General features: G+C 33.9%; 10 protein-coding genes. All 10 read right to left on the bottom strand.

Features of this window, described 5'->3' with window-relative positions; translation table 11 throughout:
• Positions 1 to 3,027 (bottom strand): SusC/RagA family TonB-linked outer membrane protein, encoded by a 3,027-nt coding sequence (locus tag EYD45_RS09130; RefSeq protein WP_130964236.1) that lies wholly within the window; start codon positions 3,025 to 3,027, stop codon positions 1 to 3.
• Positions 3,028 to 3,447: 420 nt separating this feature from the next.
• Positions 3,448 to 7,500: a hybrid sensor histidine kinase/response regulator transcription factor gene (locus EYD45_RS09125; protein ID WP_130964235.1), complete on the bottom strand. Its 4,053-nt coding sequence runs from the start codon at positions 7,498 to 7,500 to the stop codon at positions 3,448 to 3,450.
• Positions 7,501 to 7,561: 61 nt separating this feature from the next.
• Complete coding sequence (locus EYD45_RS09120) at positions 7,562 to 9,229, bottom strand: hypothetical protein (RefSeq protein WP_130964234.1); 1,668 nt, start codon at positions 9,227 to 9,229, stop codon at positions 7,562 to 7,564.
• A gap of 155 nt (positions 9,230 to 9,384) precedes the next feature.
• Positions 9,385 to 10,392 (bottom strand): sugar kinase, encoded by a 1,008-nt coding sequence (locus EYD45_RS09115; protein WP_130964233.1) that lies wholly within the window; start codon positions 10,390 to 10,392, stop codon positions 9,385 to 9,387.
• Between the two features lie 138 nt (positions 10,393 to 10,530).
• Positions 10,531 to 11,295, bottom strand: coding sequence for an SDR family NAD(P)-dependent oxidoreductase (locus tag EYD45_RS09110; protein ID WP_130964232.1), 765 nt, complete (start codon positions 11,293 to 11,295; stop codon positions 10,531 to 10,533).
• Between the two features lie 36 nt (positions 11,296 to 11,331).
• Positions 11,332 to 12,618: an MFS transporter gene (locus EYD45_RS09105; protein ID WP_130964231.1), complete on the bottom strand. Its 1,287-nt coding sequence runs from the start codon at positions 12,616 to 12,618 to the stop codon at positions 11,332 to 11,334.
• A gap of 175 nt (positions 12,619 to 12,793) precedes the next feature.
• Positions 12,794 to 13,504, bottom strand: coding sequence for a FadR/GntR family transcriptional regulator (locus EYD45_RS09100; RefSeq protein WP_130964230.1), 711 nt, complete (start codon positions 13,502 to 13,504; stop codon positions 12,794 to 12,796).
• A 638-nt stretch (positions 13,505 to 14,142) separates the two neighbouring features.
• Complete coding sequence (locus tag EYD45_RS09095; protein WP_130964229.1) at positions 14,143 to 14,520, bottom strand: cupin domain-containing protein; 378 nt, start codon at positions 14,518 to 14,520, stop codon at positions 14,143 to 14,145.
• 2 nt (positions 14,521 to 14,522) lie between these two features.
• A complete protein-coding gene (locus EYD45_RS09090; RefSeq protein WP_130964228.1) occupies positions 14,523 to 16,790 on the bottom strand; it encodes a heparinase II/III domain-containing protein in 2,268 nt (755 codons plus the stop codon).
• A gap of 82 nt (positions 16,791 to 16,872) precedes the next feature.
• The gene (locus EYD45_RS09085) at positions 16,873 to 19,179 is read right to left on the bottom strand and encodes a chondroitinase-B domain-containing protein (protein ID WP_130964227.1); all 2,307 of its coding nucleotides are present in this window, start codon (positions 19,177 to 19,179) and stop codon (positions 16,873 to 16,875) included.
• Between the last annotated feature and the right edge of the window lie 456 nt (positions 19,180 to 19,635).

Genomic DNA, 19,635 nt, shown 5'->3' with positions numbered 1-19,635 from the left:
TTAGAATCTTAAATTTACACTAAAATTAACTGATTTCAAAGTTGGGTAGTTTCCAAAATCAAAACCATTTGTAGTATTATTATCTGCACTGTTTCCTCCTCCTGAGCCAAAATAGCTTACCTCAGGGTCTAATCCAGAGTAATCAGTAATGGTAATTAAATTCTGTCCACTCACTGATACTCTAACACGTTGCATTCCCAGTTTTTCAGTAATATCACTTGGTAATGTATACCCAAGCGCAATATTTTTCAACCTTAGATAACTACCATCCTCTACAAAACGAGACGTTATTTCTTTTCCTCTAAGTTTTGCTCGAGGAATATTTGAGCCTGTATTTGATGGCGTCCAAGAATTTAATATATCCGTGGTTGCATTTGAATCTCCGTTAAACAACTGTACAGCTGTAAGATTCATAATATCACCACCTTTTACACCTTGAAAAAAGATGTTTAAATCAAAGTTTTTATAAGTGAAATTGTTAGTAATACCGTAGGTGAAATCTGGTATTGGATCTCCTATTATTTGTTGATCAGCAGGAGAAATATCACCACTACCATCTACATCTGTAAATAACTGATCACCCGCTTCACCTCCTGGTAAAAGCGCTGTTCCGGCAGGTAAAGCACCGCCTTGGTATACACCTTGGTATTCGTAGCCCCAAAATGTACCTACAGATTCGCCTTCTCTTAAAACGTGTGTTCGATCTATATTAAAATATCCTGGAGAAGCATCAAGAAATATGTCTTCGCCGTCTAATAATGTAACTAATTCATTCTTGTTGGTAGACCAGTTAAAATCTGTTGTCCATGTGAAATTCTCATTACTAATGTTTCTGGTATTCAAATTGATTTCGAAACCTTTATTATTAACCTCACCAACATTTCTCAAACTAGCAGGTGTTAAAAATCCAAAATATTCAGGTTGGCTAGAGTCGTTAATAATAAGGTCTTTTGTATCTATATTATAGTAATCTACAGATAACGACACTTTATTACTAAATAAGCCTAAGTCTAAACCTATGTTTGTTTGGTAAGATGATTCCCATTTTAAATCTGGATTAGCAGCTTGATCTGGAGTTACTGCACTAACGGTTTGTCCGTTTGTAACTGCATAAATATTATTAAAGCGTGCCAAAGATTGATATGGAGAAATTGCTTGATTACCTGTTACACCGTAACTAGCTCTTAACTTTAAATTTGAAATTTTATCATGGTCTTTCAGAAAATCCTCGTTCGAAATTTTCCAACCTACAGCCGCAGATGGGAAAATTGCATATTTCTCATTTGCAGCAAAGTTTGATGCACCATCACGTCTTACGGTAGCCGTAACTAAATATTTGTCATCATAATCGAAATTTACTCTACCGAATTGAGATTGAATTTCAGATTCAACCAACGAAGATGTTGGTATTAACTGTACCGAACCTCCTGATAAGTTAAAATAAGAAAACGAATTAGAAGTAAAGCCTTGCGCCCCTGTCGCAAAGTTTTCTCTTGAATTTTTTTGGTAAGAATACCCTGCTAATACAGTTAATTTTCCTTTATCGATATTAGCTGTATAGGTTAAATAATTCTCACTAATTAAATTTGTTCTTTTAAAGTTTTCCACTATAGCTCTTCCACCAACGTTTCCACCAGCAGTTGTTATAAGTGTAGAAGGTCTGAAAAGTCCGAAAGTTTCATTAGTTGTACTGAAACCAAATGTTGTTTTAAACGCTAAATTTTCTAAAATATCGTAATTCGCATATAGGTTAGCCCTGTAAACATCCGTTTTGGTTTCATTTACACCTTCAGTTGCAACTGCAAAAGGATTATCGATATCATCACCAACGCCGTTAACCGTATTTAAACCATTATCATCCAATACGCCTAAGTCAGGAGCAAACCTGAAAGCACCACTAACTACGTCATCACCACCACCATTGGCTGTTTCACCTGTAGATTGAGTAGGAACACCATTTTCTGCACCTCTACTTCCAAATACGTTTACACCCAATTTTAATTTATCGGTTACTTGTGCATCTATATTAGATAAAAAAGTAAATCGCTCAAATTCAGAATTAATCAGAATACCATCTTGCTTAAAGTAATTGGCAGATGCATAAAAATTGATTTTATCAGTTCCTCCAGAAAATGAAGCCTGATGGTTTTGTGTACTACCGGTTCTGTATAACAAATCTTGCCAATCAGTATTAGCCGGCCCTTGAACGTAACTAGAATTTATTGCTTGTTGATACGTCGCAAATTGATCCGCATTCAATAAATCTAACTCATTAGCCGTATTTTGAACAGAATAATTAGAATTAAGTTCAATAGTTAATGCACCACTTCTACCTTTTTTAGTTGTTACCAATACAACCCCATTTGATCCTCGAGAACCGTAAATAGCTGTTGCAGATGCATCTTTTAGAACCTCGATAGATTCAATATCGTTTGGTTGAGGAAATGTAGCTCCTACAAAACCGTCTACAACGATAAGAGGGGAGCTACTAGCATTAATAGAAGTATTACCCCTAATTTGAATATTAATAGGTGCTCCTGGTTCGCCACCGTTATTAGATTGTACAACTACACCTGCTGCACGACCCTGAAGTGCTTGTGCTGCATCCAGTACTGGGAAAGCATTTAATTCTTCAGATTTTACAGAAGATACAGCTCCGGTTACATCACTTTTTCTACGAGAACCGTAACCTACAACTACTACTTCATCTAGAGCAGCTAAATCCTCTTCAAGTTGTACGTCTAATCTACTAGAACTACCAACTCTAACTTCACGTGTGGTATATCCTACGTAGCTAAAAACCAGAATTACATCTCCATTAACCTCAATGGTATAATTTCCATCAAAATCAGTTGACGTTCCAGTTGTAGTACCTTTAACAATCACATTTACTCCCGGTAATGCTGATCCATCCGACTGGGATGTTACAGTTCCCTGTACCGTTTTCTCCTGCGCAGCCGCGCTAAAGACAAAACATAAACTCAATAACAGCAAAAATGCGTTTTTCACTTGCTTAGTTTTCTTCATTAGTTTAATTTTAAGTTAATCTTAGTTTAAATGGTTATCAAACCATGCGTATCCATTAAATTGGAAATGGATATCGTATAGTTTAATATTTTCAATGTCGTTAATATTATTTTTTGGTGAACCAGACTGGTAAACCAATTTGGTTCACCAAATATAATCAAATATTTTTAACTTCATAATAAAAAGTTAAAAATTACTTATTCAAAAAATGTGTATTGTTATTAATCACGTAAAATAAATAATTACCAAACTGAATACGACTATCACTAGCATTAGAATAATCTCGACGTATCTAGTTTTAAAGTTCGCATTTTTCATTATAATAAAATTAGAAAAATAAAATATTGTAGAAGTACAAAAGAAGGAGTAAAATAATACAATTACCTGATTTTTAAATATTTAAAATACAGGGGTTTTTGTTTATTCAGAGAATTTTTCAGCATATTTTGAAGGTGTCTCCCCAAATTTCTTTTGAAAAGATTTACTAAAATACTTTGGATCCTTATACCCAACCTTATAGCTTACTTGGGATATATTAACTTTTCCTTGCTCCAAAAGTTGGGCAGCGCGTTTCATCCTAAAATGTACAATGAACTCGTTGGGTGTAAAATTAGACCATGCCTTTATTTTCGTGAATAACATGGTTCTACTCACCCCTAATTCTGAACAGAAAAAAGTAATATCAAAATCTTCATTACCTATATTTTCGTTAACAATCTGTAACGCTTTTTTATACAGTGTTTCGTCATAGGAAGACAGCAAAATATCATTTGGTTCTAGTCTATCATTAGACGCAAACTTTTGTTGTAATGTTTCCCTTGCTTTAAGTAAGTTTTTTATCCTAAGCTTAAACTCATTTATATCAAAAGGTTTGCTAATATAATCGTCAGCTCCATGCTCTAACCCATCTACCTTATAAATTAAGGACGACCTAGAAGTTAATAGTATCACAGGAATATGACTTGTTTTTAACCCGCCTTTTAGCGCAGAACACAATTCAGTCCCAGTCATCTCAGGCATGATAACATCACTAACTATCAAGTCTGGTAATTTATTCTTGGCCTTCTTTAGGGCTACTTTTCCGTTTTCTGCCTCGATGATATTATAGTTTGATATCAACAAGTCTCGAATAAACTTTCTTAATTGTTTATTGTCCTCTACTAATAAAATAGTGGATTTCTGGGAATCAGCAGTCAATTCAAGCTCATCATGAATTGCTGGCGTCACATCTTTTATTTGATTTACATACTGTGAAACATCATCACTAAACTTAAAGTTCTTCAAAATTTCAGAAGCTTCAAGATGCGCATTACCTATTCTCAAGATTACAGAAAATATAGACCCTCCATTCTTAACATTTTCACATACTACTATTCTGCCTTTATGCAATTCAACAATACTTTTCGCTATGGACAAACCTATACCTGTACCTTTATTATAATCTCTATCTGGTTTATTATTTACTGCGACCTCAAAAAAGCGTTCAAATATTTTGTCTTGATATTCTTTTGCTATCCCAACCCCAGAGTCTTCAACACTTATGGTCACATTCTCGGTAGATTTTTTAACCCTAACCGTGATATCTCCACCGCTTGGTGTATATCTAAAGGCATTTGATATTAAGTTAAAAAATACACGTTCTAACTTATACCGGTCATAATACACCAGAATCTCCTCTTCATCACATATAAATTCAAAATTATAATCTTCGTTTTCTGCATTCTCAGTGAACGACAAGAAAATTTCCTTTAAAAACTTGACGATATTTCCCTCTGCCGCTTCTAATTTGTAAAGATGGCTTTCAAATTTTCTAAAATCCATCAACCTATTAATAAGCTGTAATAAATGGCTAGCGTTGTTTTCTATAACCAAGAGTTTTTTATACATTTTACTGCTTCCTTGATAGTCTTCTATAATTTGCTTAAGAGGTCCTAAAATTAAGGCTAATGGTGTTCTAAACTCATGTGAAATATTGGTGAAAAAGTCTAATTTGGTTTTATTAATCTCTTTTGTTCTTTCGGTTTCAAGATGCTCTAATTGTAAATCGTTTTTTAATTTTGTTCGAGATTTTAAAATGTTCAAAAGAAAATAAAGTGCTCCAAAAATTAATAGACCATATAAAGTAAATGCCCACCACGTTCTCCAGGGTGCTGGCGCAACGTAGATATCCAACGAAGTTGTATCGATATTCCATACATTATCGTTGTTCGCACCTTTTACCTCAAATGTATAGTTACCCGGATTTTGAATTGTGTATGATGCGGTATTGCTAGTTGTTAAATTCCAGTCTTTTTCTAAACCTTTAAGTCTATATCTATATTTGTTATTACTCGAGTTGATAAAATTTGGTATAGAAAATGAAATACTAAAGTTACCTTGGCTGTGAGATAAGTTTACCGATTTTGTATAAGGCATTGCATTTTCCAAAACCGTACCAGAACTGTTAGGGCTTACATCATTTTCCCTGACCGTAAAATCGGTTAATATTACTTGGGGGGCGTATGTGTTTTTAGTTAGTGTTTTCGGATTGAAATAAGACACACCAAGAGGTCCGCCAAAATAAAGTTGTGAATCATCTGTTCTGAAACTGGAGTTATTATTAAATTCATTGGTTATCAACCCATCTGTTTGGTTATATATTTGCGTAGTTTTTTGTTTATAATCATATTCAATTAAGCCTTGGTTAGTGCTTATCCATAAATGATTGTCTTCTCCTTCGAGGATACTATGTACGGTTGAAATTTTAATTTCTCCCGGTCTTAGGCTTATTGGGCTAAAAGCAGTACCATCATATTTAAAGAGCCCTTTAGATTTTGTGCCTACCCATAAGTTTTTGGAACGATCTTCGTAAACACATGGAATATCGTCACCGTATTGTAAGTTCTTATCATAAAAATAAGTAGATATGTGCCCTTGATCATCAATTTTATTTAGGCCCTTTTCGGTACCCACCCAAATATTGTTGTTCAAATCTGCACAGATTGTTCTGACTAAATTACTAGATAATGAAGCACCTTCTCCTAAATTGGCATATTTCTGAAAGTCCTTTGACTTCAAATTAAATTTAAACAAACCCTTACCAAAAGTACCTATCCAAATATTACTTGACACATCCGTTACAATAGCATAAACGCCAGTATTCTCCGTAAGCTGCATTAATGTGGATGGTAATGATTCATTAATGAATCGTTTTAATTTTAGACTATAGATATTCAAACCACTCTTAAAAGTTCCAATCCAAAGCTTATCTCCTTCAACATGCAATGCTTTTATATTATCATCTGATAATTTGGAATTACTTCTAGTGAGATATTGATATGTATTCTGGTTTTTATCCCATATGTTTACACCACCACCCTCAGTGCCGAAAAAGAAACGATCTTCGAATTTTTCTATTGAACTTACTACGGAATAGTTTAATCCCTTACCTTTTCGATTTTGAGTAATCTTTTTAAAATTCACATTTGTTTCATCCCAAATATTAACCCCTCCATAATACGTTCCAACCCAAATAGACCCTTTTCCATCTTTGAATAAACATTTTACTGAATTTTTACTCAATGCGTTTGTTTTATCAACATCTGCCTTTATGGTTGTTACAGACATATTTTTATCTACAATTTTTAAACCGTTATAGGTACCCACCCAAAGATTCATTTTATCATCAAAAAGCAATTGTCTTACGTTATTACTATTTAAATCTTTTGTATCCACTTTTAAATACGGCACTATAGTCTGCTGATTCCTATCATATTTCAATACACTTTTGCTTCTTGTGGCTATTAGAATATCGCCGTTGCTATCTTCTTGTAAATCTTGGACATACAGCTTCTCGGTACCTTCTATAAGTTTGAAATTTCTAGATTCCTGAGAGCCAGAAACTTTGTAAACACCAGCTCCTGTTCCTACAAATATATTTCCGTCTGAACTTTCTAAAATTGAAATCACTTGCTTTTCAATAGGTCGGGAGGCTGTATCTAAGAAGGTGGTAAATGTATTTGTTTTGTTATTGTAAATTGATAGACCTCCTGAAGTACCAGCCCAAATTTCACCAGTTGAAAGTGTTCGTATCGTCCAAATAGTATTGTCAACCAACGACGTTTTTTTTTCATTATGAAATAATCTTTCAAACTCATCGGTTTTTGGGTTGTACTTATTTAACCCATTATATGTGCCTATCCACAAAAACCCTTCCCTATCTTCTTCGATAGATAGGATATCATTATTACTTATAGATTTGGGGTTACCTTCTACATTTCTATAGATAGTGAATTTAGTACCATCATATTTATTTAAACCATCACGGGTACCAATCCATATTTGTCCGATTCTATCTTGATGTATTGCTATAACAGTGCTTTGCGATAACCCATCAAGTGTGGTTAAATGTGAAAAACTAAATGATGGCGAAGTTTGGGGAAAACTCGTAGAATAAATGCTAAAAAACAATAAAAAAACAAGATGCCTAAACATTAAATACATTCTGTTTGTGTATCTCGTAAATATAATTAAGATTGAAGAGAAAATTGATAAATCAATTACTATTTAACCTTTTTTTCAGCTGATATTCATAGAGTGAAGGTATGTAGTCCATAGATGTATTTATAAACTCTATATGTGCCATAGGTTCATATTCAACCCTAAAGCTATGATTGCCGTTAACACCTATCACTCTAGCAAAAGGGCCATCTTTCATACCATTTAAAAGTACAGGTTCTTTAGAATCAAGTCCCTCAATTAGTTTAGCCTGTATATTCCAAAATACGCTGTAAGCGCCATGAGAAGGTTTCCAATAGCCTGCTCCTCCTCCTTCAAAAAGTGGATAACTTCCATCTTGGAGAGGTGTTAAATGGACTGTAATATTGTCAAATAAATTTTGGTGATTTGCTCCCGAGTGCTGATCCAAAATAGGATCTGCAAACACCTCACAATCCAAATAAACACTCTTGGTAGATAACGTATTAAAGCTTAAAGGGTGTACAGCTTTGTTATATACTTTTATACCCTCTCCTAATACGTTATAAGTGCCAGACATAGCAACAGTATAATGAGCGATATTCTCTCCTGTAGTTGTGATATCTACAATAGACACATTGGCTATTTCTTCGCTTAAAATTCCACTATCGGCATTATCGATTACTACATTTTTCACCCAACTATTAAAAACACGTGTTAAATAAATACCGTTATAACCTTGCTCCACATGATGTGCAATTCTTGGGGATTTAGGAAAAGAAATTCTTAAATGTTCTATACCTACTTCCTCAAGATGCTTCCATACCACTAATTGCGCTTTATAACTTGGCAGTACATCAATAGTTAATGGACTATTAATAAATACCTTATTGCCAATTATATTGGTAATAACAACCTGTTGTTTTACCAATGGTAAATCCGGAAAATTCCAATGATGAGAGCCTACTTTTACATCTTGTTTTTTATAAAGAGCATTAATTATTTCGGCATGCTCTCCTAATTTATTAAAAAGCTGTAGTTCAACTATATCTCCAATTTTTAAGTTCTTAGCATCAGAAACTTGAAAATTTAACGCTCCACGTTTTCCCATAGACACTTTGGCGAGAACATCATAAGGTAGTTCATATTTTGGCAAATAAGATTTTACCCTAACTTTTGGCACTTTAGTCCATATAAAACCTCCAGACCATGCATATTGGGAAAACGGTAAGTCTATATTATGCTCTTCTTCAACTTGACGCTTATCAAATTTTATCAGATACTCTCTTAATTCCTGTAAAACTTCAGGGTCTTTTGCATACATCAAAGGCCTTGGACAATATATTTCAGTTCCTCCTGCGCCAGTTCCAGTTCCTCGCAAAACAAAGTTACTCCGCTGTAAATATAAAATATCACTTAAAATCAATCTGCCTTTTGGCAATTGCAAAGTTACTTTGCCTTTGATATTATTAGATTCTTCAATGGCTTTTTTTAAAGCCTTTGTATCATCTAAACCGTCATTAGCTACCACTCCATAATTTGATGCATCTATAATAGTACCTATGAATTCTGGGATTTCTTTTTCCCCATTATGATAACCCGCATAACTGAAATCTGGTAAATAGTTGTTATCACTTATTGATTTACTTTGAAGTATGTTTGGAAGTTCTTGAGACCACCCCACTAAACAACTACAAAAAAAGATTAAAACAAACTGTAAAATATTATAACGCCTAATATATTTCATCCTTGTAAGTAATTGTCAATTTCATTTAATGCTTAAAGATAGCTTTATGAAGGTGATAAAATGTACAAAGTTGGTTGTACAATAGTTCAAAAAGTAGTTTAGAAAGGTAGAACCATATTAGATTTAATCTTTATAACATGAGCTGAAGTGGCTCTCTACCTTTTAATTTCGCCTAAACCGTTACCTTCTACTAATCTTGTTACTTCTTGATTGGAGACCATATTTGCATCCCCTTCAACTGTATGCTTCAATGCACATGCAGCAGCTCCAAATTTTAATGCTACTTCATCTTCTTTATGGTTAACCAACCCATAAATCAATCCTGCTGCGTAGGCATCTCCCGTACCTACACGATCTATAACATGTGTAACGTCATAGAACGGGGTTGTAAGCAATTCACTGCCATTCCACATTTTTCCCTTAATTCGGTTATGAGAAGCACTTAATACTTCCCTGTCCTTATCCACAACTTTTTGTATTAAAGGGAATGTTTCTTGTAGGGTTTTTGCACTTGTTTCAAAATCCGCTTCTGGTTTTCCAATTCCAAAAATATTATACATGTCATAAGTACTGGCAATTACTACGTTGGAACCTGAAACTAAATCAGGAATTATATCTTGTTTTGACAAACCGTATTTCCATAAACTTTTTCGTGAATGGATATTGCCAGAAACCATAATTCCCATAAAATTTGCTACTTGAATAGCCCTTAAACAGGCCCTAGCGGCACCTCTAGAAATTGCTGGCGTAATTCCCGTCCAATGAAACCAATCTGCACCCTCCAAAATATCTTCCCAATGAATCATCTCTGGTTCTATTTTTGAAAATGCAGAGTCTTCTCTTTCGTAAACAACTTCACTAGAACGATGAACAGCTCCCTTTTCTAAGAAATATAGACCCATTCTGGTATCGCCATACAATATATGGTCCGTGTCTATCCAATGTTGCCTTAAGTATTGTGTTGCTGATTTACCAACAAGATTATCTGGCAGCCGTGTGACATGGCACGCCTTCATCCCCATGTAAGCCAATGCTATGGCAACGTTTGCTTCACCTCCACCATAGTCAATATCCAAAGATGTCGCCTGAGAAAACTTGGCATAACCTGGAGGTGATAACCTCATCATAACTTCTCCAAACGTTACAATTTTCTTTGTTTCCATATTGAGTGTGATGAATTTTTTAAAATCCAACAATGCTATTTCTTAAAATATGGTTTAAGTAGCTTTCTATTAAAACTTCATCTAAGAGAAACTGTTCAGCAAAAGATGGTTTGAAAAAGAATATACCATTACATCATTTTAAATCCCTAAACCTTGTCCGCCACCAACTTGTATAGTTTCGGCAGTTAAGAATGCAGCATCATCGCTAACCAAGAATGAAATAACAGATGCTACTTCTTCTGGTTGCCCTAACCTTCCTAGGAGAATATTATTTTTCCATGAAGCAAATACTTCTGGTTTGGTAGATTTAATTTGAGCATGGAATTTTGTATCAATTGTACCAGGAGATACTGCATTAACCCTAATCCCGTATTCGGCAAGATCTTTCGCCAAAGCCCTAGTAATAGCATGTACTGCTGCTTTTGATGTGCCGTAAATACCCGCTCCTGGGCCCCCTGCATTCCAACCTGCTATAGATGTATAGTTTATAATGGATGCCTTGTCACTTTTTTTAAGGAAAGGTATAGCCGCTCTTGATGCAAAAAATGTTGAATCTAAATTTAATGCCATAACAAACCTGTAAAATTCGGTGGTCATATCTTCAAATCTAGACCTTCCGCCTAAGCCACCAGCGTTATTGATAAGCACATCTATCTTACCATACTTTTCGCCTATTTTATTGATGTTTGAGTTTACCTCATCTTCATTTGTAACATCAAACCCATAATATTCTGCTGTAATTCCGGCTGCTGTTAGTTGTTTAATTCTATCTGCTCCTGCATCATCATCAATACCATTTAAAACTACTGTATAACCGTCTTCTCCAAGTCTTTTGGCTACTTGAAAACCAATTCCACCGGTAGCTCCAGTAATTACCGCTACTCTATCTTTTAAATTACTCATGTTCTTTAATTTTTATTACTTGTTCTTATTACTTTATTACTCTACTGACTTAATGTTTTTCGCAAAGAAATATATCGCGCCAACACCAAGAGGAACAAATATTGCAATGGCAATAAATATTGGTGTATATGAAAAATTATCAACTACTATTGGAACTAAAAAGTTCATTATAATTACGGAGAATACTCCTATCATCCCTCCTAAGCCTGCTAATGAACCTACAGATTTCCCACTAAACAAATCACTTGGTAGTGTTTGCACATTTCCGATGGCAAACTGAAAACCAAATAGCACTACAAATACAATACCCACAAACTTTTCAGCAGTATCACCAAATAGTACCGTTGCTACTAAACCAGCCACCATCAAAATGCCTCCAATTAGAATTGTAGTTTTTCTTCCTTTATCGATGGAACCTGTTTTAGAGATAATTGCCCCAGAAACATAACCTCCAATTATACTTCCTAAGGCAGCTCCAACATAGGGTACCCATGCAAACATACCAACCTCCTTTACGTTAAAGCCATATACATCAAATAAGTATATAGGCATCCAGCCGACGAACAACCACCATATAGGTTCAAGGAAAAACCTGCTAACAACTATGGACCAAGATTCTTTGTAAGACAAAATCTGTTTTAGGCTTTTCCCCTTGGTCTCCTCAGTAGCATTTTGGTCAGCCTCACTTTGTCCAGCCAGTATAAATTCTTGCTCAGTACTTGTAATCCAAGGATGCTTTTTTGGCCCTGATTTATTGATTAAAAGCCAAGGTATTATCCATAAAAGCCCCATTGCGCCAACGATAACAAATGTAATTTCCCACCCATATGCTACAAACAATGTAGCTATTAAAAGTGGAGCTATCACCGAACCAATTGAAGCACCTGCATTAAACAATCCTTGGGCTATTGCCCGTTCTTTTATTGGAAACCATTCCGCATTACTTTTTACAGCACCAGGCCAATTTCCAGCTTCAGACAAGCCTAATGTGGTTCTAAAAAACGCTAATGAATAAAAACCTCTAACCGTTGCATGTAATAGTGTTGACAAACTCCATATACCTATACTTAAGACATATCCTATGCGGGTCCCCACTTTATCAAATATTTTTCCCGAAAACAATTGCCCTAGAGCATAGGCCACCATAAAAATATTTAGTATTAAACCATAATCGTTCTTATCCATTCCCAATGAATTTGATATTGAACCTTCGAGGTTTTCATTTCCCCACATGATTGACAATGCACTTCTATCAATATAGTTGATGACTGTTGCTAAAAATATTAACCCAATTATCCACCATCTCAATCCTTTTAGTTTCATAATGCTTCAGTTTTTTCAATACAATGCTTCCAGAACCACATATGATCCTGTAAATAAGTACATTAGTAATATTTCAATTATATGATTTTGAAGAAACCTTAGTTTGAATAGTTCCTTCCTTCCAAAAGTTTTTAAGCTAAAAAATAAAAGCTAATAATCTATTTTTCAACTAAATTTATACCGATTTACTATTATAACAATATTGATAAAGTACATTAAAATGTTCCTTCATTTTTTGTTTAGCTAAGTCTGGGTTTTGAGCTTTTATGGCCTGATAAATTTGCTTATGTTCTTCAATAGCTAAAACAGCTTGGTTCTTATCACAAACATGATACTTTCCGAAATCTATTATGATTTGCGGTGTAATGGTTAACATAAAAGTATTCAAGGTACTATTCCCACTTGCTTTGGCAATTGCCAAATGAAAAAGTAAATCTTCCTGTACAGCATCCTCACCAGACAATACTTTTTGCTCGTAAGCATCAAGTGTTTCTTTTATATGTTTTAAATACTCTTCTGTTCGCCTTAAAGAAGCCAACTTTACCGCTTTAAGCTCCAATAAAATTCTAGTTTCAACCAAAGATTTAAAATCAGGTGAATCCAGTCTTAAAATATCGTCAATCATTCCGTTCATTGCAACAACACCAATATTGGCAACAAAAGTTCCGCTTTGAGGAATAGATTTTAGTAGACCATAGAACTCTAGCTTTTGAATCGCTTCCCTAACATTCCCTCTACTTACACCAAATCTCTCAGATAACATTCTCTCAGAAGGTAATTTATCTCCAGGCTCGAGATTTTTATAATTTATTAACTCTTTAATCTTTGAGATTATTCCGTTTTGTACTTTTTGACTATCACTTACTATTAATGATTCTAATTTCATCTATTTTCTTCCTTGAACTATTTGATCTATCCTAATCGATAAATTTAATCAAAAAAACTCGGTAACTTATATTGATTCCATCTTATTGAAAAACCCATTTTAAAAATAAAATAAATCTATTTTTAAAGAATAATTTATTTTCTGTACAGTTAGCACTTAGATCAGTATCAATGAAACCTCGATTAACTTATCCTTCAAAAAATTGGTTAACCAGATTGGTTATCCAAATGTATGCTAATTTTTTTGTTAAAACAAATTAATTTTGAACTTTATGATGTAAAAACTGATTAAACTATTTACAGTATTTACAAAAAGGCAGTGTAATGATATAGAAGAAATAGATAATCGATTAAATTGCATTGTTTTTAAGGTGTCTTCACATAATTAAACCTATAATTCTTCCTGTAAAAACCAATTATTCATTGAAAACCTGCTCATGAGAAGGCATCTGCATTGTTAGGTGCTCTACAACAATATCTGGCGAACTAGAACACGATAAAGCCATAACCATTAAGTAACAATAAACCCATGATATTTTGTTTTTTAACTCCAGTATTACACTGATAACTCTTTCCATCCCTTTTTTGAATTTCAAGTTAGACTAAAACCTAACTTATTGTGATGAGCAATTATCTTTTTTATGAGTTTTTGTCTCCAAAATAAGACACTCCGCCCCCGCTTAAAAAATCTTCCCTTACTGGACTAAATGTGTCAATTAGCATGCCTTGTTCCAAACAAATTGCACTGTGCAACAAATTAGGTTCAATATACACGCCATCTCCAGCTTCTACAATTTGCTTAACGCCATCAATTTCAAATTCGAATTTACCGGAGACGCAGTAGGTAGCTTGCGTGTGGAAATGCTGATGTGGAGACCCTAATGCTCCTTTTTCAAATTTTACTTTTACCATCATGATTTGGTTATCATAACCTAAGAATTTTCTTGATACACCTCCACCAAGTTCTTCCCATTCCATGTCTTTCGTGATGATATACTTTTCACTGAATCGTTTCATAATTATATGTTTTCTATTAATTTATAAGGCCCTTTCCAGGTATACTCTTTATTGTTTATTGTTAATTCATGCTCTGTATTCTTATCATTATTTTGATTTGAAATAATGAATAGCTTTTTTGTTTCGTCTTTCATTTCAATTTGAACAGCTGTGTATTCCTTAGAGTTATAGAATACAGAAATAGTTTTGATATTACCGTAAGCGTTAACTGCAGATTCAGAAACTGGGCTATAAGTACCATGAGATTCTATAGTAGAAACAAACAAAGCATCTTTGGCATTCTTTTTTCTAAGAATCAAAGTTGGTTCATTTCTTAAATTATACTCAGGATCATTAGCCCCTATACGTGCAAGAATCACCTCATCATTTGGAGATGTTACGGCAGAATACGTATAAAACTTATTGTTTAGCAACCAATTTAATTTGATATTAACTCCATCTGTAGTTGCTGCAGCTTCTTTATACAAATGTTGATAGCCATTTTTACTTCCCAAAATTTCTGGAGTAGCTAATTTTGAGTATTCAAAACTAGTCTGCATAATGTGCCCTAAATAATAAAATGGTAAATCGTATTGATTGAAGCTATCGGATGTTACTCTCATGATATCCAACACATAAGGATTCTCAAATGCCTTATCCTTAATCACCACCATAGTACGATGCAATTCAGTTCCTGGATAAGCATTGCCTTCTTTTGCACTTACCACTTGAAGGTTTTCATCCTCACAACTAAAAAGATATTGCTGTGAATGATGCATACTGCCAATATCATACTTCCCTTTAAAATGAGAGGTTTCATTTTGAACCAAGGTATTATGTGATATGGTTTGTTTCGCCCAAGTTTTATTTTCCTTTAAATAATTACCGCCTCCTTTTTGTTCAATATTTACAAAACGAGCGAGTCCATAATCTTGAACCACTTCATCGCCTTCATCAAATAATGAATATGACAGTTTATCATAATGCCCATGACTTAAACCATGTGCGGTATATTTACAGACCAACTCCAAATCGCCACTACGTATGATTCCAACAGCGCCTTGATCGCCTTCCGGACCGTCAGATAGTTCTATAGATTTCTTTATAAATGGTTCTGCCTTAACTTCTTTAACGCCCAGAGCTACTGCTAAACCTGCGTCATCCAATGTTACTTCTCCTTGCTTTTGCGCTATACTTAACAATTCAGGATTATTACCTCCAAAATGGTAGGCAATATCAACAGCTGCAACCAAAGCACTGGAATAATATGACATCCCTTTCTGCGCATCATTCAACAAAAAGAAATCACCATCAGCATCTGAAAGATTAATTAAGGCGGTCACACTTTTTAAAAGCACACTATCTTTGTATTGCAATACTCTTAATTCTGGCTTTTTGTTTTCTAATGCCTGAGCAAAGATTAAAAAAGGATAGGAAGCGTATCGTTGATAATAAGGCCCTTCGGTAAAATAACCATCTGGAGAAAACGGTTCATCAAGATTTGCAAAAAAACCTATTTTCCCATCTTTGTTTATAAAGCCACCATCATTGTCCTTCATGTTTGCATCCATCTTTACATCTTTTAAACCGTAAAGCGCACGTTGCAACAAACTATCATCATCCATTGCTAAAGCAATCATACCCACTGCAACATTGCCCCATGTACTATGATTGTGAACACGGTTAAAAAACTGAGGATTTCCCCTTGAAATAAAATCTGCAAAAGGCCTAAACAATTCTGTCTCAAGCTTGTTTCTTTCTTCACTAGATAAATAATCATAAATACAGTCATAAGCTTGACTTGCGTAAACCAGCCAGTTAGAATCGTTTAAGCATTGCCAAAATAATTTCCCCCTAGCATAAGATCGTGGTTTGGGATGAACAGGTAACGTTGGGTACATTTTGGCATATTGTATAAGCATATCTTTTACAAACTTGGCATATTTTCCGTCATCCAATATTTGATACAAGGCACCTGCTTTTTGCATCACGAAAAAGTTTTTTTTGTGCTGTTCGTGCGTGTAGCCTCCAGAATAGTCTTTAGGAATGGGCACTTCAATACCATTTTCTATTTCAGCATCTACCTCAGCTTTAGTTTTCTTTAGAGCCTTATCAAAAAGTGGAATGCTTCCTAGATTTGCTCTGATATTAGCAACACCCTTTGAAGTTAGAATTAAGCTTGGGCGTTCGGAAGCTAATTTCAAATTCTTTTTACTACTATCACTTTCATCACAAGAAAATGCTAATAACATCAATAAAAATAATATTCCTGACTTTGTATATAGTGCCATTGTTCCAGTTTTATTAAGATACTGTATTCAAATACAACTCTTAAAAGCGTGTCTTCCCTTAGTTTGATAGTACCAAAATAAGCTAATAAATAACCTTTAATTTCAAATTTTGTTCTACAACTATATCTCCTGAATTGGAAATCTCGTTGTTTCTATGAAAATTATTTTTAGCCCCCCAAAGTAGTGCAACAAGTTTTACAGGGTTATTCTTGAAAATGTTATCAGATATATTAACATTTATTATTCCCCTCGTATTTATAAGAATTCCATTTTTTTCTTTCACCCCACAATTTGTGAATTCACTATTAGTTAAAACCAGATTACCTCCAACAGTAGACTCGTCGTAACCACCGCGATAGTAGTCAATAACATTTTGTTCTACATTATTGAAATAGCAATTCTTTACAGTTAAATATTCGGTATTATAATCGCCTTTATCATTAGTTTCTTCGGATAATTCCAGACCATTTTCACAGTTTAAAATAGATGTGTTTTCAAAACTAATTCGTTCTGCAAAAGATTGCTTATAAACTTTCAAAGCATAATAAAAATCACTGATTTCACAATTAAACACTTTTAGTTCAAAATGAGAATACATGTTTTCTTTTAATGAAGAAAAAGCGTATTGCGATCCACTGCCCTTCAAAACTACACCGTCTAAACTCAAAACCCCATTTGGGTTTAATTGGAACATAGGCGTATTTTTCTCACCAGAATAATTCAAAATTGCTTTTTCACCTTCTTTTGATTTGATATAAATAGTCTTTGAAATGCTTAAAGATGTTTTTATTGAAAATAAACCTCCTTCTAAAACTAGAATATCACCATTTTTAGCTTCATCAATTTTATTTTGAAGATTTTCATTTGTTGTAACATTTATTGTCTTAGATTCTCTCAATTTAGCCTCGTCAGAATACCAACTAGGACCATAATTGGATTTATCTAAAATGTCGGGGGCATTGGCATTTTGATTTACTACTGCCCCAATACCATTTGTTGAAGTTCTTGAATTTCCAAAAAGGTCTTTGGTAATATTCTCAAATTCAAAACCTATAAAAGGCTCTATCTCTATACTCGATGATGGCAAATAAATATGTTCTGTTACTTGCTTTAATTGGAAGTCTAAAAGCTTAATACCTGCATAATCCTTAAAATCAACACCGCGTTTATTAACTACGTTATTTTTAAAAATGACACCATCTACTTTGTCGTGTTCTACTACTATTGATTTGTTACCTATTTCATTAAAAACCAGATTATTTGCCACAATACATCTTTTGGGTCTAGCAGAGCGGATTTCTGAAAGTGGTAGAACTTCTTTTTGATTGATGTTAACCCCAACCCCAAACTGCCATGGCGACTCACAGTTTATATATGTATTATAGGCCAATACAAGATCGGTTACCTGTCCATATCGATTTAAAGGTGATTTTGGAATACCATTCATTACAGCCAAAGGACTTCTAAAATTCTTTCCCTTAAGATTATAGAAATAGTTGTTGGTAACTTTATGACCTGTGTTTATAATCCTAATACCTCCTATATTTTCATTTTTACCATCACCAATAAAATAATTAGAATCTATAACTGAGTAATTACCATGGCGTGTCACCAGAGACCCTTCGCTTTTATAAAACACATTATTTCTAAACTCATTGAAATTGGTTTTACTAGAAATAATCTCAACTTCACCGTTACATTCTTCAAATAAATTTTTAGCTACCAATGTACTACTGGGCGACATAGATGATGAACTATCGCCTATTTGAATAGTTTCCGCACTAGCACCTCCTTTCGGCGGTCTTGGTCCAAAATGATTATTTAAAATTTTATGTTCGTTGTAAATATGTTCATTTCCCTTTAAAAAAACCCTAATAGTTGGCCCCCTATTGGTCTTTCCTGAGATGTAGCAGTTACTCAGCGTATTATGTCTCCCCCAAAACTGAATCCAATGGTCGGCATCATCGCGTTGCATCTTATTAAAAGCTTTAATTACGCTGTTAGTGAATATACAATGGTTTGCTATAATACTATCATTAACTCTAAAATCAACAACCGCTTTATCTGGAGAGAATCCATTTCTAAAGTGCAAACCGTCTACCACTAAATACTTTCCTCCAAATTTCAAATTTGAAACGCCTTCTATGAAAACTTTTCCAGGAGATTCCGCTTTTAAGATAATAGGTGCTTGCTCTGTGCCTTCCGCATTGAATATAATTTGAATATCTTTCCATACCCCATTAGCCATGGTTATAATATCACCAGGTCTGGCATTTTCGATCGATATCTTCAATTCAGAAAAATTTGTAACTATAACCTCAGAATTCTTTGATATTTTACTACATGAAACTAAAGCGAAAGCGAAAACAAGAAAGAAAATTCTTTTCATACAATTACTCAATAATATGGTTAATATAAAAAGAAAGTCTTTATGTGAGATAAAGACCTTCTTACTCAGCTAAATCAAACAAACCTAAACATTATTCCTTGAGAAGCTCTCTAAAGGTAAATCCAAAAATCAAATTTGCCTTTTAAAAATTATTTAGTTCAGATAGTTTTATTTGGTTTTCCAATCTGGTTAACCAATTTGGTTTTCCAAATATATTGATATTTTTTAATATTCCAAATAATTTAGTGTAAAAGCTTGATATTTAAATAGAAGAATACATTCCAAAACCGATAGATTAGTTTTGTTATGGCTAATCTACTCAAGAAAATAAACCTAAAAAAACCACTCATAAAAATGAATGGTTTTGAATTGATGACAGGATGACAGGATTTTGATAATCCTATAAAATCATTGCAAATAAAGCTTTGCTTTATTTAAAAATAAAAGCTTCGATTT

It is taken from the genome of Hyunsoonleella flava (assembly GCF_004310325.1).
Taxonomy (GTDB): domain Bacteria; phylum Bacteroidota; class Bacteroidia; order Flavobacteriales; family Flavobacteriaceae; genus Jejuia; species Jejuia flava.
The sequence above is the reverse complement of the archived record's forward strand: the minus strand, read 5'-3'. Positions and strand labels throughout refer to the sequence as shown.